This is a genomic window from Nocardioides cavernae, assembly GCF_013410035.1.
In the GTDB taxonomy this organism is placed as follows: Bacteria; Actinomycetota; Actinomycetes; order Propionibacteriales; family Nocardioidaceae; genus Nocardioides; species Nocardioides cavernae_A.
Window position 1 is genome coordinate 1 of sequence record NZ_JACCBW010000006.1, and the last position, 22,015, is coordinate 22,015.

Annotated in this window: 10 protein-coding genes; 5 read left to right on the forward strand and 5 right to left on the reverse strand. The window is 72.0% G+C overall.

Annotation, left to right across the window (positions count from 1 at the left end; translation table 11 throughout):
• Positions 1-169 precede the first annotated feature (169 nt).
• On the reverse strand, positions 170-1,450 hold the full coding sequence (locus F4692_RS19220) for an aspartate aminotransferase type Ic (protein WP_179621360.1): 1,281 nt from the start codon (positions 1,448-1,450) through the stop codon (positions 170-172).
• Positions 1,451-1,561: 111 nt separating this feature from the next.
• On the opposite strand from F4692_RS19220, the gene F4692_RS19225 reads away from it, so the two are divergent.
• The gene (locus tag F4692_RS19225) at positions 1,562-2,689 is read left to right on the forward strand and encodes a hypothetical protein (RefSeq protein ID WP_179621361.1); all 1,128 of its coding nucleotides are present in this window, start codon (positions 1,562-1,564) and stop codon (positions 2,687-2,689) included.
• A 27-nt stretch (positions 2,690-2,716) separates the two neighbouring features.
• Here the strand turns inward: F4692_RS19225 and F4692_RS19230 are convergent, their stop codons facing one another.
• Complete coding sequence (locus F4692_RS19230; RefSeq protein ID WP_179621362.1) at positions 2,717-3,679, reverse strand: GlxA family transcriptional regulator; 963 nt, start codon at positions 3,677-3,679, stop codon at positions 2,717-2,719.
• A 93-nt stretch (positions 3,680-3,772) separates the two neighbouring features.
• On the opposite strand from F4692_RS19230, the gene F4692_RS19235 reads away from it, so the two are divergent.
• The 3 genes from F4692_RS19235 (at position 3,773) to F4692_RS21420 (ending at position 13,259) form a co-directional block, all read left to right on the forward strand.
• Positions 3,773-3,931 carry a hypothetical protein gene (locus F4692_RS19235; RefSeq protein ID WP_179621363.1) on the forward strand — a complete coding sequence of 53 codons (159 nt, stop codon included), beginning with the start codon at positions 3,773-3,775 and terminating at the stop codon, positions 3,929-3,931.
• 33 nt (positions 3,932-3,964) lie between these two features.
• Positions 3,965-5,239, forward strand: coding sequence for a class I adenylate-forming enzyme family protein (locus F4692_RS19240; RefSeq protein WP_179621364.1), 1,275 nt, complete (start codon positions 3,965-3,967; stop codon positions 5,237-5,239).
• Between the two features lie 130 nt (positions 5,240-5,369).
• Positions 5,370-13,259 carry a PKD domain-containing protein gene (locus tag F4692_RS21420; protein ID WP_306457442.1) on the forward strand — a complete coding sequence of 2,630 codons (7,890 nt, stop codon included), beginning with the start codon at positions 5,370-5,372 and terminating at the stop codon, positions 13,257-13,259.
• A gap of 92 nt (positions 13,260-13,351) precedes the next feature.
• Here the strand turns inward: F4692_RS21420 and F4692_RS19285 are convergent, their stop codons facing one another.
• The 3 genes from F4692_RS19285 to F4692_RS19295 form a co-directional block, all read right to left on the reverse strand.
• Positions 13,352-14,194, reverse strand: coding sequence for a patatin-like phospholipase family protein (locus F4692_RS19285; protein WP_179621365.1), 843 nt, complete (start codon positions 14,192-14,194; stop codon positions 13,352-13,354).
• A 92-nt stretch (positions 14,195-14,286) separates the two neighbouring features.
• The gene (gene rpsA, locus F4692_RS19290) at positions 14,287-15,768 is read right to left on the reverse strand and encodes a 30S ribosomal protein S1 (protein ID WP_179621366.1); all 1,482 of its coding nucleotides are present in this window, start codon (positions 15,766-15,768) and stop codon (positions 14,287-14,289) included.
• Between the two features lie 208 nt (positions 15,769-15,976).
• Positions 15,977-16,879, reverse strand: a complete 903-nt coding sequence (locus tag F4692_RS19295) for a phosphotransferase family protein (RefSeq protein ID WP_179621367.1) — start codon at positions 16,877-16,879, stop codon at positions 15,977-15,979.
• Between the two features lie 177 nt (positions 16,880-17,056).
• Here F4692_RS19295 and F4692_RS19300 point away from each other — a divergent pair, with 177 nt between their 5' ends.
• Positions 17,057-21,880, forward strand: a complete 4,824-nt coding sequence (locus tag F4692_RS19300) for an Ig-like domain-containing protein (protein WP_179621368.1) — start codon at positions 17,057-17,059, stop codon at positions 21,878-21,880.
• The last annotated feature ends 135 nt before the right edge of the window (positions 21,881-22,015 follow it).

A 22,015-nucleotide genomic window follows, 5' to 3' on the forward strand; every position in this document is an offset into this window, starting at 1 on the left:
GTCACGAGGACCTCCAGTAGGTGGGTTGGTGTGGTAACCCCCTCCGTACTGGAGGTCCTCGCTACTCGTCTACAACTTCTCGTTCACAACCTCTGTGGGAACTACACCTAGCCCTCAGGCACGGCCCCGAGGCACGGCTTCGAAGCCTCTTCGGGGCCGGGCCCGCGACTCAGGCGCCGGCCGCCTTCTCGGCGGCCGCCAGCAGCACGCACGTCGCGACGGCGTCCATCGCCGCGGTGACCTCCTCGACCGGAGGCATCGTGGGAGCGAGCCGGATGTTGGTGTCCTCCGGGTCCTGCCTGTAGGGGAAGGACGAGCCGGCCGGGGTCAGCGCAACGCCGACCGCCTTGGCCAGCTCCACGACGCGCGACGCCGTGCCCGGCACGACGTCGAGGTTCACGAAGTAGCCACCGGTCGGCGTGTTCCACGTCGCGACGCCGCGACCACCGAGCCGCTCGGTGAGGACGCGGTCCACCTCGGCGAACTTCGGCGCGATGATCTCGCGGTGCCTCGCCATGTGGTCGCGCACGCCCTGGGCGTCACCGAAGAACTCCACGTGGCGCAGGTGGTTGACCTTGTCGGGCCCGATCGAGCCGTTGCCGAGGTGGCCGAGGTACCACGCCACGTTGTCGGTCGACGCCGCCAGGAAGGCGACCCCCGCTCCGGCGAACGTGATCTTCGACGTCGAGGCGAACATGATCGGCCGGTGCGGGTGGCCCGCCGCGGAGGCCAGGGTGAGGATGTCGGCGCTCTTGGCCTCGTCCTCGGTGAGGTGGTGCAGCGCGTAGGCGTTGTCCCAGAAGATCTTGAAGTCGGGGGCCGCCGTCGGCATCGCCGCGAGACGGGCCGCGACGTCCTGGCTGACGATCGAGCCGGACGGGTTCGCGTAGGTCGGGACGATCCACATGCCCTTGATGCTCGGGTCGTCGGCGACCAGCGCGGTCACGGCATCGACGTCCGGGCCGTCCTCGTGCATCGGCACGGTCACCATCTCGATGCCGAGGCTCTCCAGCAGCGTGAAGTGGCGGTCGTAGCCCGGCACCGGGCAGACGAAGCGGACCTTCTCCTCCTGGCCCCACGGGCGCTCGGAGTCCACCGCGCCGAAGAGGGTCAGGTAGAACAGGCAGTCGCGCATCATCGTCAGGCTGGAGCTGCCGCCGGCCACGACCTGCTCGGGGTCGACCCACAGCAGCTCGGCGAACATCTCGCGCAGGTCGGCGAGGCCCTCGAGCCCGCCGTAGTTGCGCACGTCGACGCCCTTCGAGTCCCGGGTGCTCGTCGGGAGCCGCAGCAGGTCGTCGGCGAGGTCGAGCTGCTGGGCCGAGGGCTTGCCGCGCGTCAGGTCGAGCTTCAGTCCGCGGGTCTTGAGCTCCTCGTAGGCCGCGCGCTGCTCGTCGAGCAGGGTGGCGAGGTCGTCGGCGGACAGGTCGGCCAGCGGGGTCGCGTTCACGGGCTCCAGCCTAGAGGTCGCGGCCCGCGACCGGCGCGGCCGTTCTCCTCGTGGTACGCCGCTGGGCGCCTGCCCCGTTTGGCCCCGACGCCGCCGGGGAACGAGCCGGTCATGCGCCTGACACCCCTCGTCGGACTCCTCGCAGCCTGCCTCGTCGCGACCGGCTGCTCGTCGGGCGAGGAGCCTGCTCCCGGGGCGGGCGCCGGCACGGCCTCGACGTCCACCACGACGGAGCCGGCCCCCGACGAGGACGCCACCGACGGGGACCCCACCGACGGGGACGGGGCCGACGGGGACGGGGCCGCGGCGGCCGGGGTGGGCGTGTGCGACCTGCTGGCCCCCAGCGACTACCGGCGCTTCATCCGCAAGGACCTGCGCCGCTCGGTGACCGAGGACCGCCGCCTCGGCGGCTGGTCGGGCTCGATGTTCACCTGCACGGTCGAGTCCGGCCCCTTCTCGCTGTTCTCCTTCAGCTACTCGACCGCCCAGGGGGCGTGGCCGGCGATCAAGCGGTTCACCCGGCCGCAGAAGATCCCCCAGGGCGGGGACAAGGTCCTGGAGCGGGTGGCGAGGCTGTCGGCGCAGAAGCGCGTGGACGTGCCCAACCTCGCCGACGAGGCCTTCTTCTCCCAGAACCTCGGCGGCACCAGCCTCTACGCGCTCGAGGACGGCGTCGCGTACGAGATGGGGATCACGGCGCTCACCAACGGCCCCGAGGAGGTCACGTCCAGCGACTACCTGGCGGTCATGATCACCCTCATCGCCAACGCGTCCGCCGGGGTGGCGAGCGAGGCCGTGCAGCTGCCCGCACAGTGCCCTCCAGCGACGTCGACCGCGGTCACCGACGTCATCGGCGAGGTCGCGTACGCCTTCGGCTCGGCCTACCGCGGACAGGCACCGAGCTGCTCCTACGCGGCGGTCGACGGGCGTACGCTCCGCGCCGCGGCGACCGTGTTCGCCACGCGCCGCCTCTACGACCTCGACGCGCTGCCCCCGGCGCAGGACGAGACCCGCACCGTCGTCGACTCGCCCCGCGGGACGTCGGCCGGCGTGCGGCGCGAGGGAGCGAACTGGTCGTGGTACCAGGTCATGCCCGCACGACTCGAGACCGTCTCCGTCGCCACCGACCGGGTCACCTGGGGTCCACGCCCCCGTGGTGCCGTCGACCGCGAGGCCTTCCTCGCGTTCGTCGACGCCTACCGCGCCCTGGCGAGCGACCAGCTCGGCACGCCGTACTGACGCCTCCCGAGGGGGACGGGGACCGGATCAGGCGGGGACCACGGCCGGGGCGCGGAACGTGCGCCGGTACTCCTGGGGGCTGACCCCGCGCGAGCGGCCGAAGTGGTGGCGCAGGGTCGCGGCGTTGCCGAAGCCGACCTCGGCCGCCACCCAGTCGATCGAGTGGTCGGTCTGCTCGAGGAGCTCCTGCGCCGCGCGGACGCGCTCGCCGAGGATCCAGCTGTAGGGGGTCGTCCCGGTCTCCTCCTTGAACCGGCGCGCAAACGTGCGCGCCGACATGTGCATGTGGCGGGCCAGGGTCTCGACGTCGAGCTCCTCGGCGAGGTTGGCGCTGATCCAGGCCAGCAGCGGCGCCAGCGCCTCAGACTCGCAGACCGGGACAGGTCGTGCGATGAACTGGGCCTGGCCGCCGTCGCGGTGCGGCGGGACGACCATCCGCCGGGCGGTGGTCGCGGCCACCTTGGCGCCGAACTGCTGGCGCATCACGTGCAGCGCGGCGTCGAGGGCTGCGGCCGAGCCGGCGCCGGTCACGATGGTCCCGTCCTGGACGTAGAGGACGTCGCGGTCGACGATCGCCTCGGGGTAGCGCTCGGCGAGCTCGGTCGCGTAGCGCCAGTGCGTCGTGCAGCGCCGCCCGTCGAGGAGTCCGGCGTCGGCGATCATGAAGGTGGCCGAGCAGTGGGCGAAGAGCATCGCGCCGCGCTCGTGGGTGGCCCGGAGGAGCTCGACGACCTCCGGCGGCGTGTGGAGGTGGTTGCTCTTCGGGGCCAGGCAGACCAGGTCGGCGTCGGCCGCCGCCTCGAGCCCGTGCTCGACGACGAGGTCGAACCCGGCGCGGGTGCGCAGCCGTCCCGGCGTGGGCGTGACGACCGTGAAGTCGAAGACCGGGTTGTCGTCCTCGGGGTGGTAGGGCTCGGCCCACACCTCGCACAACGCGCCGAGCCCGAACGGCTCCGGCTGCTCCTGGACGACGACCGCGACCTTCTTCATGGGGACAGCCTGCACGAGAGGTGGCAGTAAATCAATGGATACTGGCATTCCTGCCACTGGTGGCAGGAACCAGATGAGCGAATGATTACTGCCATGAACACCATCCTCCTCATCCTGGTCTTGACCGCCCTCGCCTCGCTGCTGGTCAGCTACGCCCGCCACGACCGCTTCGCCGGCCACGCGTCCACCGCCCACCCCCTCGACGAGCTGGGCCCGGTGGAGGAGCGCCTGCACCTCGTCCCCCGCGCCTGAGCGCCGGCGGGCGCGCCCGGCACAATGCCGGGCATGCCCGCCCGCACGGACGTCGACCTCCGCCCCGGATCCCGCGTCGCGCTGCTCGTGCCGGGCTCGCGGTCGTACGTCGACCTGGTGCTGGGCCTGCTGGCCGACGGCGTGTTCCCGGTGCCGCTCGACCCCGGACTCACGCAGGCGGAGCGGGTCCGCATCCTGGCCCCCGTCGCCCCCGACCTGGTCGTCACCGACCAGGACCACGTCGAGTCCCTGCTGAGGACCCGACGAGGTCGCGCACGCGGACTGCCCCTGGGGCGTCCGGTGCACTGCACGAGCGGCACGACCGGCACCCCCAAGGGCGTCTGGTCGGGCCTGCTGCCGGAGGACGACGCCGCCGCGCTCGTCGCCGAGGAGCGCGACCTGTGGGGGTTCGCGGCCGACGACGTCCACCTGGTGCTGAGCCCGCTCCACCACTCGGCGCCGCTGCGCTTCGCCATGGGCACCCTGCTCGCGGGGGGCCGGATCGTCGTGCCCGGGAAGTTCGACCCCGCGACCGTCACGCGTGCGATCGCGGCCGAGAGGCCGACGACGATGTTCTGCGTGCCGACCCACCTCGGGCGCCTCTTCGCCCACTGGGACGACGTCGGCGCTCCCGACCTGTCGTCCTTCCGGCTCGTCGCGCACGCCGGGGCGCCGTGCCCGCCGTCGGTCAAGGAGCGCCTCGTGGACCTGTTCCCGGCCGGGTCGACGTGGGAGTTCTACGGCTCGACCGAGGGCCAGTTCACCGCGTGCCGCTCCGAGGAGTGGCTCGATCGCCGCGGCACGGTCGGCCGGGCCCGCCCGGGACGTACGCTCAGCACCGACCCGGACGGACGGATCTGGTGCGCGGTCCCCCGCCACGCCCGGTTCACCTACCTCGGCGCGCCCGAGCAGACCGCGGCAGCCTGGCGCGACACCACCAGCGGTCCGGCGTTCACCGTGGGCGACGTCGGTCGCATCGACGAGGACGGCTACCTCTTCCTCGACGGGCGGCGCACGGACCTGATCATCTCCGGCGGCGTCAACGTCTACCCGCTCGAGGTCGAGAACGCCCTGCGGGAGGTGCCCGGCGTCGAGGACGTCGCAGTGTTCGGAGTCCCGGACGAGCGCTGGGGCCAACGGGTCTGCGCGGCGGTCGTGGGCGGGGCGCCCGTCGTCGCGCTGGAGGCGCACGCCCGCCGGGTGCTCTCCCCGGCCAAGCGGCCCAAGTCCTACATCCACCTCGACGAGTTGCCTCTCACGGCCACGGGGAAGGTCCGTCGGGACGCGCTGACCGCCGACCCGGGCTGATCCGCCGTTCTGACATGTGGACGTCGACTTTTGCTTGACGTCACACAAAAGTCACGCCTAGCGTGAGCCCCGTCACAGGAACCGCACGCCTGTGTGCCCACTCAAACTCGGTTGTGGAAGGCGCGCCCCCATGCACCTGCGGTCCCGTCAGCTGTTCGTCCCCCTCCTCGCCCTGGTGACCGGCCTCGCGCTGGCGCTCGGGCTGGCGGCGCCCGTCGTGGCGGCGGTGCCCGACCGCGTCGCCCCCGACGCGGTCGCGGGGAAGGAGGTGGCCCCCGACGCGACGTCGAGGACGCCGAAGAAGCAGGCGAAGGCTGCCGCGGCAGCGGCCGACGCGCCCGACCTCTCCAAGTTCCAGAAGGTCGTGCTCGGGCAGGGCACGGGGCTCGGCGAGGTCATGGAGCTGACCGTCGCCGACGACGGCCGGGTCTTCTTCATCACCCGCGCCGGCGACATCTCGATGTACGACCCCGCCGACGGCAGCATCGAGATCATCATGAACAACCCGAGCCTGGGGGTGTGGAGCGGCCTCGAGGACGGTGGCCTCGGCATCACGCTCGACCCGGAGTTCGCCACGAACGGCTGGATCTACGTCTACTACGCCCCGCTGCCGGCCTCGCACGACGCCAACCGCCTCTCACGCCTCACGGTCGAGACCGACGGGGGTGAGACCTCGATCGCGAAGTCGTCGGAGAAGGTCATCCTCGAGGTCGGCACCCAGCGCAACGTGTGCTGCCACTCCGCTGGCTCCCTTCAGTTCGGCGACGGCGGCGTCCTGCACCTCGCGACCGGCGACAACACCTCGTCCTCCGACAACGACGGCTACTCCCCCCACGACGAGCGCCCCGGGCGCTCGGACTACGACGCCCAGAAGTCGTCGGCCAACACCAACGACCTGCGCGGCAAGATCCTGCGCGTCATCCCGCGCAACGACGACGCGGGCGACGTCGACCCGACCGCCGGTGACGGCATCTCCTACGACATCCCCGGAGGCAACCTGTTCGGCGAGGGCGGGGCGTACGCCGACGCGCTCTACCCCGACGCCGACCCGGCGAAGACGCGCCCGGAGATCTACGTGATGGGCCTGCGCAACCCCTACCGCCTCGGGGTCGACGCCGACACCGACGTCCTCTACTGGGGCGAGGTCGGCCCGGACTCGCGCGTCAACAGCCCCAACCGCGGCCCGCGGCACTTCGAGGAGTTCAACCGCACCGACGTCGCGATGAACGGCGGCTGGCCCTACTGCGGCGGCGAGGTCGGCGACGACCTGACCAAGATGGACTTCGGCGGCGCCTACGTCGACTGGGACTTCGTGGCCAACCGCTTCCGCACCAACAGCGACGGGTCGCCCAAGCGGTTCCCGTGCAACGACCCGGAGGAGATGGCGGGCGTCAACGACTCCCCCAACAGCACGGGCCTGCAGACGCTGCCGCCGATGACCGACGCCTGGATCCCCTACTCCGACGTCGCGCCCTACAAGTACCCCGCGGTGCAGGGCGCCACCCCCACCGGCGGGCAGGTCTACCGACAGTCGCAGAACACCGCGGCCAAGGACACCGCGTTCCCCGCCCACTACGAGGGCTCCTACTTCATGTCGGAGATGAGCCGCGGCTGGATCAAGGAAGTCCGGATGGGCGCCGACGGCACCATCGAGTCGATCAACGACTTCATGAGCGGCTTCGTCGCCCCCGGCGACCTCGAGTTCGGCCCGGACGGCTCGATGTACGTCCTCGAGTACGGCACCGGCTTCTTCTCGGGCTCCCCCCAGACCAAGCTCGTCCGCATCGACTACGCCATCAACGGCTCCGCGCCGGTGGCCAAGGCCGCCGCGGACGTGACCGAGGGCGACGCCCCGCTCGCCGTCCGGTTCAGCAGCGACGGCACGACCGACCCCGACGGCGACGACGTCACCTACGCGTGGGACCTCGACGGCGACGGGGAGACCGACTCCACCGAGGCCGACCCCACCTGGACCTATGACTCCGTGGGCGACTACACGGTCCTACTGACCGTCACCGACGCGACCGGCAAGTCCGCGACCGCGCAGGTGCGCATCACGGTCGGCAACACCGCGCCGACCGTCGAGATCGAGCTCCCGGCCGACGGCGGCTTCTACTCCTCCGGCGACGACATCCCCTTCGTGGTCAACGTCGAGGACGCGGAGGAGACCGTCGACTGCGACGAGGTCGTGGTGCAGGAGGGCCTCGGACACGACCTCCACGTCCACCCCAACCTGTCGGTCAACGGCTGCGAGGGCACGATCCGCACGGCCGCCTCGGCCGACCACGGGCCCGACGCCAACACCTACGGCGTGCTCATCGCGACCTACCGCGACGGCGGCGCCAACGACGGCGCCAACGCCTCCCTCCAGGGCAGCGACACGGTCATCCTGCAGCCCAAGCTGCGCCAGGCCGAGCACGCCACCAACCGGCAGGGCGTCGGCTACACCGGCTACGACGACAAGTCCGGCACCCGCCCCGGCGGCGGCGGGCTGATCACCGGCATGGGCAACGGCGACTGGGTGATGTTCGACCCGATGAGCCTGGTCAACATGACGCACGTGTCGGTGCGCTACTCCGGCGGTCCGCAGTCCGGCGCAAGCATCCAGGTGCGTGCCGGCGCGGCCGACGGCCCGGTCGTCGCGACCGTCCCGCTCGACGGCGGCACCCAGGGCCAGTACTTCTACAAGACCGTCAGAGGTGCCGTCACCGCACGCGACGCCGACGCCGGCGGTCGTCCGCTCTACTTCGTCTACAACGGCGCCGGCGAGATGAACTTCGACGAGTTCAGCGTCGAGGGCACCGGCGTGGCCGCGAACACCTCGCCGGTGATCACGTCCGCCACCGCCACCCCCGCCGACGGGCTCGCGCCGCTCGAGGTCGACTTCGCGGTCGAGGCCGAGGACCCGGACGGTGACGCGATCACCTACGCCTGGGACTTCGGCGTCGACGGCACCGACGACGACACCGCCGACACGGCGACGGCCACGTGGACCTACCCCGAGCCCGGCGTCTACACCGCGACCGTGACCGTCGAGGACTCGACGGGCAAGAAGACCAGCCAGGCCGTCGAGGTCACCGTGCGGCAGCCCTGCGCCACCGCACCGACGCCGGACGCCGGCTTCGAGCTGCTCTTCGACGGCACCGACCTGAGCGACTGGACGCAGGCCGGCCCCGGCGGCTTCACGGTCGAGAACTGCGCCATCACCAGCGTCGGCGGGCTGGGGATGCTCTGGTACGACCAGCGTGACTTCGCCGACTTCACCCTCAAGCTCCAGTTCAAGCTGTCCGACGAGGGTGACAACTCCGGTGTGTTCGCCCGCTTCCCCGACCCCGGGACCGACCCCAACGTCGCGATCAACCAGGGCCACGAGATCCAGATCAAGGAGGGCCAGCCCAACGACGAGCCCCAGAAGACGGGCTCGGTCTACAACTTCGACCGTGAGGACGAGCGCGCCGCCAAGCCGATCGGCGAGTGGAACGACTACGAGATCACCGTCGTCGGCCAGACCTACACGATGACGCTGAACGGCGTCGTGGTGAACGAGTACACCTCCGACGGCTCGCGTGGCACCGAGGGCTACATCGGTCTGCAGAACCACGGGGCCAACGACTCCGTGACGTTCCGCAACATCCAGGTCAAGGACCTCGACGTGGCCGAGCCGTTCATCGACTCACTCACGGCGGACCCCGTGCGCGGCGGCGCTCCGCTCGTCGTCGACTTCACCGCCGAGGGCGTGGACCGCCAGGGTGACGACATCACCTTCGAGTGGGACTTCGGCGACGGCTCCGACCCGGTCACCGGTGGGGGCGAGGTGTCGCACACCTACACCGAGGGCGGCACCTTCACCGCGTCCGTGACCCCCGTCGACGCCGAGGGCAACCGCGGCGCCACCCGCGAGACCGAGGAGATCACCGTCCTGGTCGACCCGGTCGCGACCGCGACCGCCGCCCCGCGCTGCGGGGTGCTCCCGCTCGAGGTCGGGTTCGACGCCTCCGCGACCGACCCGCAGGACCAGACGGTCTCGTGGCAGTGGGACTTCGGGGTCGACGGCACGGACGACGACACCTCGACCGAGCAGTCGCCCACCTGGACCTACACGGCGGCCGGCGAGTACACCGCCACCGTCACCGCCACCGACCCCGACGGCAACACGGGCACCAGCTCCGTACGCATCGAGGTCCTCGCCGACGGCGAGTGCCGCCCGGTCGCCGACCTGTCGGAGCTGTTCAACAACGACGGCATCTCGACCGACGCCAACCCCGGCGACGGCAACTTCGACGGCGGCGGCTGGACCTTCGCCGCCGAGCTGCTCCCCCAGGCCGCGCTGCCCGACGGCGGCCCGGTGCGGATCAACGACGTCGACTACGACTTCGGCAGCCCCGCCGACGGCGCACTCAACAACGTCGAGGCCGACGGCCAGGTGATCACCCTGCCCACCGGCACCTACGACGAGCTCAGCGTCCTGGCGACGGCCCACAACGGCGACGTCCAGGAGAACGCCACCCTCGCCTACAACGACGGCACGACCGCCCAGGTGCCGCTGCGCTACACCGACTGGGCCGTCACGCCGAAGTTCGGCGAGGAGATCGCGATCGACATGCCCTACCGCCACAACGGCGGCGGCGACACCTCGCCGCGGGTCATGATCTTCACCCAGCGGATCGCGCTCGAGGCGGGCAAGCAACCCGACACCCTCACGCTCCCGGCCAACCCGAAGCTCCACGTCTTCGCGGTCTCCGGGGTCAAGGCCGAGGAGCCGGCACCGCCGTGCGAGCAGCCTGAGCGCTCCGACGAGTTCGACGACGCCGAGCTCCTCGACAACTGCCACTGGACCGTGCGGCGTCCCGACGAGACCGCGTACGACGTGTCCGACGGCGCCCTGCACCTGACGGCGCGGCCCGGTGAGTACAACGACACCAACAACCTCATCACGCAGGAGGCCCCGGACGGCGCGTGGACCGCGACGACGAAGCTCACGTGGGACCCGACCGAGGCGGGCCAGCAGGCCGGTCTCGTGGTCGCTGGCAGCGGCGGCTCCGGCTTCGCCAAGATGACGTTCGTCGACAAGGGCAACGACAACGAGTGGATCGAGTTCCTCAAGTCGTCGACGCCGAGCAACGACCAGTTCGACTTCAGCGGCAACTGGAACACCGGCGGCGGCAGCTTCGACGGGCCCTTCCTGCCCGGCGACTTCCCCTCCACGTTCTGGCTGCGGTTCACCTCCGACGGCACCCAGCTGCGCGGCTCCTACTCGACCGACGGTGACGAGTTCGTCCAGGTGGGTGACCCCCGCACACTCGCGGGCATCACCAACCCGCGTGTCGGCGTGATGGCGCTCAAGGGCGGGGCCTCCGGCGACCCGGTCGCGGACTTCGACTTCTTCCGCTGGTCCGGCCAGCAGCAGGGCGAGGCCCCGACCGTGACGGCGACGGCCGACCCGACCTCGGGCACCGCGCCCCTGCCCGTCGACTTCAGCGCCGACGGCGACGACCCCGACGGCGGGGACCTCGAGTACGCCTGGGACTTCGGCGTCGGGGGCACCCAGGACGACACCGCCGACACCGCGGACGCCTCGTGGACCTACACCCAGCCGGGGACCTACACCGCGGCGGTCACCGTGACCGACGCGGACGGCGAGACGGCCGAGGACACCGTCGAGGTCGTCGTGGAGGAGGCGGCCGCCGGTGCCGTGCACGTCGTCGACGCCGTCGACACCGCCACCAGCAACCAGTGGGTGTCGGAGGAGAACGGCACCTCGACCGTCACCATCGAGGTGGGCGACATCGTCGAGTGGCAGTTCGACCGGGCGACGATGGGCCACGACCTGACGTCGCTCGACACCGAGGACGTCTGGGACCCCAAGCTCCAGGAGTACCGGGGCCCCAACGGCGACCCGATCCGCTACCAGTTCACCAAGCCCGGCACCTACGAGTACTGGTGCAGCATCCACGGCGCCACCATGCGCGGCACCGTGGTCGTCGAGGAGCCGGCCGCGGAGAACAGGCCGCCGACCGCGGACCCGTACGTCTCGCCGCGCCTGGGCGCCGCGCCGATGTACGTCCACTTCGAGGCACGTGCCCAGGACCCGGACGGCGACCAGCTGACCTACCTGTGGGACTTCGGCCAGAGCGATCTGCCGGGCGACACCTCGACGGAGTCGCACGCCCACGTGACGTACGCCGACCCGAGCACCTACACGGCGACCCTCACGGTCAGCGACGGCAAGGGCGGCGTCTACGAGGACGAGTTCGAGATCGTCGTCACGGGCGAGGCACCACGCGTCAGCATCGAGGCGACCCCGACCAGCGGGTCCGCGCCGCTGCGCGTCGCGTTCGACATCAGTGCGGTCGACGACCAGTCGGGCTCCCTCTCCTACTCGTGGGACTTCGGTGACGGGTCCACCTACACGGGTCCGAAGCCGCCGCTGAGCCACGTGTACACGGCGGCGGGCAGCTACACCGCGACCCTCACCGTCACCGACCCCGAGGGGAACGAGGGCAGCGACAGCGTCGAGATCAACGTCGACGCGCTGCCGGAGATCGAGGCGACCGCGACACCGAGCACCGGCGACGCACCGCTCGACGTGGACTTCTCCACGCACGTCACGACCGGCGGCGAGTTCTCGGCGTTCGCCGACGGGACCGCGACCTACCCCGACATCACGGGCAGCGCCTCGATGGTGCGCTCGCGCGGAGAGACCGTCACCTCGCTCGACGTGACGGGGCTCAAGCCGGGCGCGGAGCACATGGTCCACGTCCACGAGCAGTCGTGCGCCGACGGCAACGGCGGGGCGCACTTCCGCTTCGACACCGGCCTGCCGTTCTCCGAGGCGAACGAGATCTGGCTGCCGTTCACGTCGGACGCGTCCGGGGCGAGTGGCGAGGTGGTCGTCACCAGCGACCAGCGCGCGGGCGCCAAGGCCGTCGCGATCGTGATCCACGACCCGGACAACCCGGCCAAGCGGATCGCGTGCGTCGACCTCGACCCCAGCACCGCCGGACTCACCTACGCGTGGGACTTCGGTGACGGCGAGACCGGCGACGGAGCCGACGCGTCGCACACCTACGCCGAGCCCGGCACGTACGAGGCGACCGTGACGGTGGGCACCGACGGCGGCACCGACGAGGTCACGGACACCGTGGAGGTCGTGGTCACCGGCGACGAGCCGGTCGACCCGGCCGCCTCGACCCTCGCCGCGACGGCCACTCCGTCGGAGGTCACCGTGGGCCAGGGCTCGACGGTCGCGGTGAAGGTCATCGCCGACGGCACCACACCGACCGGCGAGGTCACCCTGACGGGCGGCGGGGCCACCTACGGGCCGCGGACGCTCCAGGACGGCACCGCGTCCTTCCCGGTCGGGCCGTTCACCGACCCCGGCTCGATCACGTTCACCGCCGCCTACGCCGGCAACGACGACGTGGCACCGAGCAAGGGCACCGTGACGGTGAGCGTCAAGGCGGCGCCCGGCCCCGGGGACACCACCGCCCCGGACACCACCATCACCGGTGGCCCGGTCGGGGCGGCGAAGGGACCGGCGGCCACGTTCACCTTCACCTCGAGCGAGGCCGGAAGCACCTTCGAGTGCAGCCTCGACGGCGGCGCGTGGTCCGCGTGCTCGTCGCCGGCGACGTTCACCCAGCTCGCCCAGGGTGAGCACGAGCTGAAGGTCCGGGCGGTCGACAAGGCGGGCAACATCGACGCGAGCCCGGCGGTGCGGTCCTGGACCGTCGACCGTGGCAAGCCGACCGTGAAGCCCGTGGGCGGCACGAAGCCGACGAAGGACCGTACGCCCAGCATCAGGGCGCGCGTCAGCGACGCGCACCACCGCGTGCAGGCCGCCGACGTCACGGTGCGGATCGGCGGCACGAAGGCTGCGAAGGTGCGGGTGACCCGCAAGGGCCTGCTCGTGGCGACGTCGCGGACGCTCTCCCCCGGTCGGCACCGCGTCGTGGTGAAGGTCCGCGACGAGGCGGGCAACGTCCGCACCGTCCGGTGGTGGATCCGCGTCCTGCGCTGACCCCGCGCAGGTGTCGGTGGGCGGTCGCCACGGCGGCCGCCCACCGCGATGCCGTGCGCACGACCGCGGTGCTCGCGGAGCCGGGCGAGGGGTCAGGCCTCCCAGACGCCCCGGACCTGCTCGGCGAGGTCACGCGACTGGCGCAGGCCCGCCTCCGCGGCAGCCGCGCGCTTGGCGGGATCGAGCAGGTTGCGGCCGAACGCGGCGAGGGCCTCGGCGTCCGGGGTCACGACCGACCAGGCCCGTGGCCCCACCCGCTCGACCTGCGCGCGGATCGAGGCCTTCCTGCTGACCGAGCGCGGGAGCGGAGCGAGGACGACGACCCGCTCCGCCCCGGCCGCCACGTCGACGTTCGCGGTCGAGCGCATGCCGCCGTCCATGTAGGTGCGCCCGCCGACCACGACGGGGGGCCACACCGTGGGGACGGCGCAGCTCGCGGCCACGGCGGCGACGAGGTCGACGCCGGAGTCGCGGGTGAAGACGGTGAACTCACCGCTCGCGGTGTCGACCGCCGTGATGCGCAGGTCGCGCTCGGGCCAGTCGTGGACCGGGAGCCGGGCCCGGATGACGCCCTCGCGGTCGACCGAGCCCGGGGCGTGGGCGGCTGCCGCCACCCGCCCGACCCGGGCGAGCTTCGCGCGCCCGCTGCCGGGCAGGGCGTACGGCGGGACGAGCCGCAGGGCCGCGATGCGGGAGAGCCGGCCGCCGATCTCGGCGTCCGGGGGCGTGAGCTGCTCGGCGTAGAGGTCCGCGAGCGGCAGGCCGTTGGTGACCTGCGCGCCGACGACCGAGCCGGCCGAGGTGCCGACGACCACGTCGGCCCCGGTGAGGTCGACCCCTGCCTCCGCGAGGCCGGCGAGGATGCCGAGCTCCCACGCGATCCCCGTGATGCCTCCGCCGCCGAGGACGAGCGCGGACGTACCGGTGCCTGTCATGGGGCCAGTTCTAGCCGACCCGCCCTGAGACGCGCGACGGCCCGCCGGGAGTCCCCGGCGGGCCGTCGTGGTGCTACGGGTGGATCAGCGGATCAGCTGGCGCCGCCGGTCAGCTTCTCGCGGAGCGCCTGCAGCGCCTCGTCGGACGCCAGCGAGCCACCGGTGTCGCCACCGGCCTCGGCCTCGGTGTCGCCACCGGAGGAGTACGAGGTGGCCTCGCCGGCCTCGGCCTCGGCGACCTTGGCGTCGGCCTGCTGCTTGACGTGCTGCTCCCAGCGGGCGTGCGCCTTGGCGTACTGGTCCTCCCAGATCGCACGCTGCTCGTCGAAGCCCTCGAGCCACTCGCCCGTCTCGGGGTCGAAGCCCTCGGGGTAGACGTAGTTGCCCTGCTCGTCGTAGGTGGCGGTCATGCCGTAGAGCGTGGGGTCGAACTCCTCCACGTCGGCGGCGGCGGCGGTCTCGTTGGCCTGCTTGAGCGACAGCGAGATCCGGCGACGCTCGAGGTCGATGTCGATGATCTTGACCATGACGTCGTCGTTGACCTGGACGACCTGCTCGGGGATCTCGACGTGACGCTCGGCGAGCTCGGAGATGTGCACCAGGCCCTCGATGCCCTCCTCGACGCGGACGAACGAACCGAACGGCACCAGCTTGGTGACCTTGCCCGGGACGATCTGACCGATCTGGTGGGTGCGGGCGAAGTGCTGCCACGGGTCCTCCTGGGTCGCCTTCAGCGACAGGGAGACACGCTCGCGGTCCATGTCGACGTCGAGGACCTCGACGGTGACCTCGTCGCCCACGGCGACGACCTCGGACGGGTGGTCGATGTGCTTCCAGGAGAGCTCGGAGACGTGGACGAGGCCGTCGACGCCGCCCAGGTCCACGAACGCACCGAAGTTGACGATCGAGGAGACGACACCCTTGCGGATCTGACCCTTCTGGAGCTGGGTCAGGAAGCCGTGGCGGACCTCGGACTGGGTCTGCTCGAGCCAGGCGCGACGCGACAGGACCACGTTGTTGCGGTTCTTGTCGAGCTCGATGATCTTCGCCTCGAGCGTCTGGCCGACGTAGGGCTGCAGGTCGCGGACGCGACGCATCTCCACCAGCGAGGCCGGCAGGAAGCCGCGCAGGCCGATGTCGAGGATGAGGCCGCCCTTGACGACCTCGATGACGGTGCCCTCGACGACGCCGTCCTCCTCCTTGACCTGCTCGATGGTGCCCCAGGCACGCTCGTACTGAGCCCGCTTCTTGGACAGGATCAGACGGCCTTCCTTGTCCTCCTTCTGGAGGACCAGGGCCTCGACCTTGTCGCCCACGGTAACGACCTCGTTGGGGTCGACGTCGTGCTTGATCGACAGCTCGCGCGAGGGGATGACGCCCTCGGTCTTGTAGCCGATGTCGAGGAGGACCTCGTCACGGTCCACCTTGACGATGGTGCCGTCGACGATGTCGCCGTCGTTGAAGTACTTGATGGTCTCGTCGATAGCGGCGAGGAAGTCCTCTTCGGACCCGATGTCGTTGACGGCCACCTGAGGGGCGTCGTAGTCCGGAAGAGTGGAGAGCGTGCTCGTCATATGGGAAGTGATTCCTTGGATGGATGGAGTCGTGCGGACGCGCGCGAGGGGTCCGTTTCACTGCCCCTCGTCGGTGACGGATCACTGACGCGGACGCGGCGAGCCCGGGAACGCTCGGTATGGAAGCCGGGCGGACGACTGGCGCAACACCCAAGCGTACGCGCCCGCGCAGGCGTACGTCCAACCGGCAGGCACGCTCAGCCCACGCTCACCAGCCGGTCGGCCGGGCGTGGACGTCGCCCGCGTCGGCGACGGCTGCCAGGAGGTGCGCGGCACGGTCCGCGACCGGGTTCTCGCCCGCCCTCGCCGCGAGGTCGACGAGCGCCCACAGGTCTGCCGCGCGGGCGCCGTCGAAGAGCTCCTCGGGCTCCCCGCCGCGCAGCGCGCACCAGGCCGCCAGCACGGCGTCGACGTACGCCGGGTGCCGCTCGAGGCGCACCAGGTTGCCGACGTCGGTCCACGGGTGGCCGGAGTGCGCGAACTCCCAGTCGAGCACCGCGGTGACCTCGAGCGTCGCCGGGTCGACGAGCACGTTCTTGGGGTTGAGGTCGCTGTGCACGAGGCACGACCGACCCACTCCGTCGAGCAGGTCCTGCGCCGCGGCGGCCACCGCGGACAACGCGTCGCGCGGTCCGGGCCGCCAGTGGGCGAGGCGGGCGCCGACCCACTCGACCAGGCCGCCCTCGGGGAAGCGCCCCAGCGTCAGGTCGCGGTCGACGAAGGGCCCCGGTCGCAGCGTGGGCATGCCGGCCAGCGTCGCAGCGACCGTGCCGAGCGCCCGTCCCCACTGGACCAGCCCCTCGTCGTCGCCCGCGGCGACGAGCCGCGCGTGGACGAGGTCGCCGCGCTCCCCCGCCTCGAACGACGTCACCAGGAGCCCGGGCCGGTCGCTGCCCGTGTGGGCGCGGCTCACCTCGAGCACCTCGGGCACCGGCAGCAGCCCGCGCACCAGCCTGAGGACGGCCTCGTCCACCTCGGGTGCGGACTCCCCGCGCGCGTCGTCGGGCGGGTAGAGCCGCACGACCACGCGCTGCCCGGCGACCTCGCCGAGGAACGTCCGGCCGGAGTGACCGCCCTCGAGCGGGGTCAGTGACGGGCCCAGGGAGGTCATGCACCCAGCCTGACACGCGTCGGCGGGAACCTCCCGCACCCCCGGATTCACCCCCGTGGGAAACCTTCGTGTCACCTTTTCGTACTGCTGTCGTTGATCGTGTGAGATCTTTTGTCACCGTTGGGTGGATTTCTCGTGGTCCGCGACACACGCACACCGCTTCAGGGGGAAGTACCGATGCACCTAGGAACCCGTCGACCCGCAGCCGCGATCCGCAGGGTCGTCGCCGCGACCGCGGCGCTCGCGCTGCCGATGTCCGCGCTGACGCTGGCACTCGCGGCGCCGCCGGCGTCCGCCGCGCCGCTCCCGGCGCCGTTCGACGCCTCGGCCCGTGGCGACCTGGTCGGGCTGACGGCCAGCCTCGCCGGAGCCAGCCTCGCCGGCGCGACGATCGGCCAGAGCCTCGCCGACGTGAGCTCGACCCGGGCCAACGGCAACGCCGTCGGCGAGTCGAGCAACGTCGCCGCGAGCATCGCCGGCTTCCCCGTGACGGTCGATCGGGCCCGGGCCGTGGCCCCGCCCTCGACCAACCCCGACCAGCGCTCGCTGCTCGGGGTGAACCTCGCCCCTGTGGCCACCGTCGGCGCCCTCACCGGTGACGTCGAGGCCAGCTACCCCAGCAACCCGCTGGCCTGCGTCCCCGCCTCGGGCGGTGAGCGCGTGATGAGCGACTCGCGCACGACGCTGGCGGGCGTGACGCTCGCCAGCCTGCCGCTCCTGGGCGCTGCGGCACAGGTCGGCGCCTCCTCCACCCGCACCACCACCAAGCTGGTCGCCAACAGCGCCATCCCAGGCGACGTGCCCGGCGACGACATGGTCTCGCGGGTCGCGACCACGGTCGGCGACGTCTCCCTCCTCGGCGGCTCCGTGGTCCTCGACGTCACCGGCGACGTCGTCGTCGAGGCACGCTCGGACGGCACGACCGGACAGGGCGTCGTCGTCGACCAGCCGACGGTCGTGGCACGCATCGGGACGACGACGATCCCGATCCCGCTCAACGGGCAGCCGGTGAACCTCGGGGCGCAGGTCGGTCCGCTGGTCAACCTCACGGTGACCGGCTTCCAGCCGACCACCTCCAGCACCGGCGCGCGGGGGGTCGCGGACCTCCAGGCCCTCCTCCGGGTCGACCTCGACGTGCTCCAGGTCATCGGTCCCCCTCTCGCCGACGTGAACCTCGCGCTCGGTTCGATGCACGCGGAGGCGCAGGCCCCGACCAACGGCGTCGAGTGCGACTCCGCGACGACGGTCGACATCGTGACCCCCACCGCCGGTCCCACCAGCGACTCCACCCCCACCTTCACCGGCACCGGCGAGGCGGGCTCCACGGTCGTCGTCCGCGACCAGAGCGGAGACTTCGTCTGCCAGGCGACCGTGCAGTCCAACGGCTCCTGGACCTGCACCCCGGGTGCGCCGCTGGAGCAGGGCTCCCAGCCCTACACCGCCACCGCCACCGACCCGGCGGGCAACACCGCCACCGACAGCGTCACGCTGGACATCGACGACGTGGCACCAGGCGCGCCGGCGATCCTGCAACCTGCGGAGGGCAGCACGACCGACGACCCGACCCCGACGATCTCGGGCACGGGTGAGGCGGGCGCCACCGTCACCGTGACCGAGGACGGCACCGAGCTCTGCACCGCCACCGTCGGCGGCGGCGGCAACTGGTCGTGCTCCCCCGGCACGCCGCTGGACGACGGCCCGCACCAGGTCTCCGCCACCCAGACGGACGCGGCCGGCAACGAGGGCCCCGCCGACACCCAGTCGTTCACCGTCGACACCACCGTCCCGGACGCGCCGGTCATCGTGACCCCGGCCCAGGACGAGGTCACCGACGACGCGACCCCGGAGTTCTCCGGCACCGCCGAGCCCGGCTCGACCGTCGTGGTCACCGACGCCGACGGCGACGAGGTCTGCACCGACGTCGCTGACGCCACCACGGGCGCCTGGTCCTGCACGCCGACCGACGACCTGCCCGAGGGCGAGAACACCTACACCGCCACGGCGACCGACGAGGGCGGTGACACCTCGCCCGGCACCGATGTGACGTTCACCGTCGACCTCGGTACCACCGTCACGATCGCCACGCCCGCCGACGGCGCGACCACCAACGACACCACGCCGGAGTTCTCCGGGACCGGTGAGAACGGCGCCACGGTCGTGGTCACCGACGCCGACGGCGACGAGGTCTGCACCACCACCGTCGGCACCGGCGGCAACTGGTCCTGCACCCCCACGACCGAGCTCCCCGAGGGCGAGGCCACCTACACCGCGACCGCCACCGACGAGGCCGGCAACACCGACACCGCCAGCAGCACGTTCACCATCGACCCGGACGGCGAGGACACCAACCCGCCCGCGGCGCCGCTGATCCAGACCCCGGCCCAGGACGAGGTCACCAACGACGCGACCCCGGAGTTCTCCGGCACCGCCGAGCCCGGCTCGACCGTCGTGGTCACCGACGCCGACGGCGACGAGGTCTGCACCGACGTCGCTGACGCCACCACCGGCGCCTGGTCCTGCACGCCGACCGGCGACCTGCCCGAGGGCGAGAACACCTACACCGCGACCGCCACCGACGGGGCCGGCAACACCTCGGCCGACACCGACGTGACCTTCACCGTCGACCTCGACACCACCGTCACGATCACCACCCCGGCCACGGGCTCCACGGTCCAGGACACCACGCCGACCTTCAGCGGCACCGGCGAGAACGGCGCCACGGTCGTGGTCACCGACGCCGACGGCGACGAGGTCTGCACCACCACCGTCGGCACCGGCGGCAACTGGTCCTGCACCCCCACGACCGAGCTCCCCGAGGGCGAGGCCACCTACACCGCGACCGCCACCGACGAGGCCGGCAACACCGACACCGCCGCCACCACGTTCACGGTCGAGGCGCCGGACGAGGAGGCGCCGGACGCGCCGGTGATCGTGACCCCGGCCCAGGATGAGGTCACCGACGACCCCACGCCGGAGTTCTCCGGCACCGCCGAGCCCGGCTCGAGCGTCGTGGTCACCGACGCCGACGGCGACGAGGTCTGCACCGACGTCGCGGACGCCACCACCGGCGCCTGGTCCTGCACGCCGACCGACGACCTGCCCGAGGGCGAGAACACCTACACCGCGACCGCCACCGACGAGGCCGGCAACACCTCGGCCGGCACCGACGTGACCTTCACCGTCGACCTCGACACCACCGTCACGATCACCACCCCGGCCACCGGCTCCACCACCGCGGACGTCACCCCCACGATCGGTGGCACCGGCGAGAACGGCGCCACGGTCGAGGTCACCGAGAACGGGCTCACGGTCTGCTCGGCCACCGTCACCGCGGGGACCTGGAGCTGCACCCCGACGGTGCCGCTCCTGCCCGGGGCGCACACCGTCACGGCCACGGCGACCGACGAGGCCGGCAACAGCGACGCCGCCACCACGACGTTCACCGTCGTGCTCGTGGACGACGAGGCGCCGGACGCCCCGGTGATCGTGACCCCGGCCCAGGACGACGTCACCGGCGACGCGACCCCGCAGTTCAGCGGGACCGCGGAGCCCGGCTCGAGCGTCACCGTGCGTGACGACCAGGGCACCGAGGTCTGCACCACCGACGCCGACCCGGTCACCGGCAGCTGGTCCTGCACCCCGACCGCCGACCTGCCCGACGGGGAGAACACCTACACCGCGACCGCCACCGACGAGGCCGGCAACGAGTCCGACGAGGACTCCGTGACGTTCACCGTCGACACCGGCACCGCCGTGACGATCGCCTCCCCCGCCGACGGCTCGACCATCGAGGACACCACCCCGACGTTCACCGGCACCGGCGAGAACGGCGCCACCGTCGTGGTCACCGACGCCGACGGCGACGAGGTCTGCACCACCACCGTCGGCGCAAGCGGTGCCTGGACCTGCACCCCGGCGGTCCCGCTCCCGCCCGGCGCGAACGCCTACACGGCCACCGCGACGGACGAGGCGGGCAACGAGGCGGAGGCCACCACGACCTTCACCCTCGCGCCGAGCGGTGGTGACACGGCGCCGCCGGCGGCACCGGACATCACCGCGCCGGCTGCCGGTGCCACCGTCCAGGACACGACGCCGCAGATCTCCGGCACGGGCGAGCCCGGCGCCACCGTGACCGTCAGCGAGGGCTCGACCCAGCTGTGCACCGCGGTCGTCGGCGTCGGCGGGCAGTGGTCGTGCTCCTCGACCGTCGTCCTCCAGCCGGGTGCGCACACCGTCTCGGCCGTGCAGACCGACACCAGCGGCAACACGAGCACCGCGGACACCGTCACCTTCACGGTGGTGGCCGCCCCCGGTGACGCCGACGGCGACGGGCTGCCCGACCAGCAGGAGGGCGCCCTCGGCACCAACCCCACCAACCCGGACACCGACGGCGACGGGCTCACCGACGGCCAGGAGGTCACCACGACCAAGACGGACCCGTTGAAGCCGGACACCGACGCCGACGGCCTCACCGACGGCGCCGAGGTCAACGTGCACGGCACCGACCCGCTCAACCCCGACACCGACGGCGACCGCATCACCGACGGCCGCGAGGTCACGGGCGTGCGCATCCGCCAGCGCTTCGAGGTCTGCGGCAAGAAGGCCCGCACGGCGATCATCGTCCGCACCGACCCGCTGTCCAAGGACACGGACAAGGACGGCCTGACCGACGGCGCCGAGGTCCGCGGCACGAAGGTCAAGCAGAAGGTCCGCTCGAAGGGCAAGACCTTCATGATCGGCAAGACGCGGACGGACCCGACCAAGAAGGACTCCGACCGCGACGGCCTCAAGGACAAGGTCGAGCTGACGGGCAAGGCCAACAAGAAGTTCGGCCGCGCCAAGACCGACCCGACGAAGTGCGACACCGACCGCGGCGGCGTCAGTGACGGCGCCGAGGTCAAGGCCGGTGCAAACCCGGCCGACTGGCGCTCGGGCCCGCGCAACCCGCGTACCGGCAACGGTCGCTGGGGCTTCGGACCCGACTCGTACGGCATCGGCTGAGCCCTTCCCCTGCAGCGCCGGCGTACCCCCCGGGTACGCCGGCGCTGGTCACCCACCCGGCGATCAGCACGCCGTGGGTAAAGCTTGTGTCACCTTTTGGTGGCTCCGTCGTTGATCAGGCACATCACTCGTCAC

Bases quoted from the DNA above. Each gene is read 5' to 3' on its own strand.
- F4692_RS19225 (WP_179621361.1), top strand. From the start codon at position 1,562: ATGCGCCTGACACCCCTCGTCGGACTCCTCGCAGCCTGCCTCGTCGCG.
- F4692_RS19295 (WP_179621367.1), bottom strand. From the start codon at position 16,879: ATGACCTCCCTGGGCCCGTCACTGACCCCGCTCGAGGGCGGTCACTCC.
- F4692_RS19235 (WP_179621363.1), top strand. From the start codon at position 3,773: ATGAACACCATCCTCCTCATCCTGGTCTTGACCGCCCTCGCCTCGCTG.
- rpsA (WP_179621366.1), bottom strand. From the start codon at position 15,768: ATGACGAGCACGCTCTCCACTCTTCCGGACTACGACGCCCCTCAGGTG.
- F4692_RS21420 (WP_306457442.1), top strand. From the start codon at position 5,370: ATGCACCTGCGGTCCCGTCAGCTGTTCGTCCCCCTCCTCGCCCTGGTG.
- F4692_RS19285 (WP_179621365.1), bottom strand. From the start codon at position 14,194: ATGACAGGCACCGGTACGTCCGCGCTCGTCCTCGGCGGCGGAGGCATC.
- F4692_RS19230 (WP_179621362.1), bottom strand. From the start codon at position 3,679: ATGAAGAAGGTCGCGGTCGTCGTCCAGGAGCAGCCGGAGCCGTTCGGG.
- F4692_RS19300 (WP_179621368.1), top strand. From the start codon at position 17,057: ATGCACCTAGGAACCCGTCGACCCGCAGCCGCGATCCGCAGGGTCGTC.
- F4692_RS19240 (WP_179621364.1), top strand. From the start codon at position 3,965: ATGCCCGCCCGCACGGACGTCGACCTCCGCCCCGGATCCCGCGTCGCG.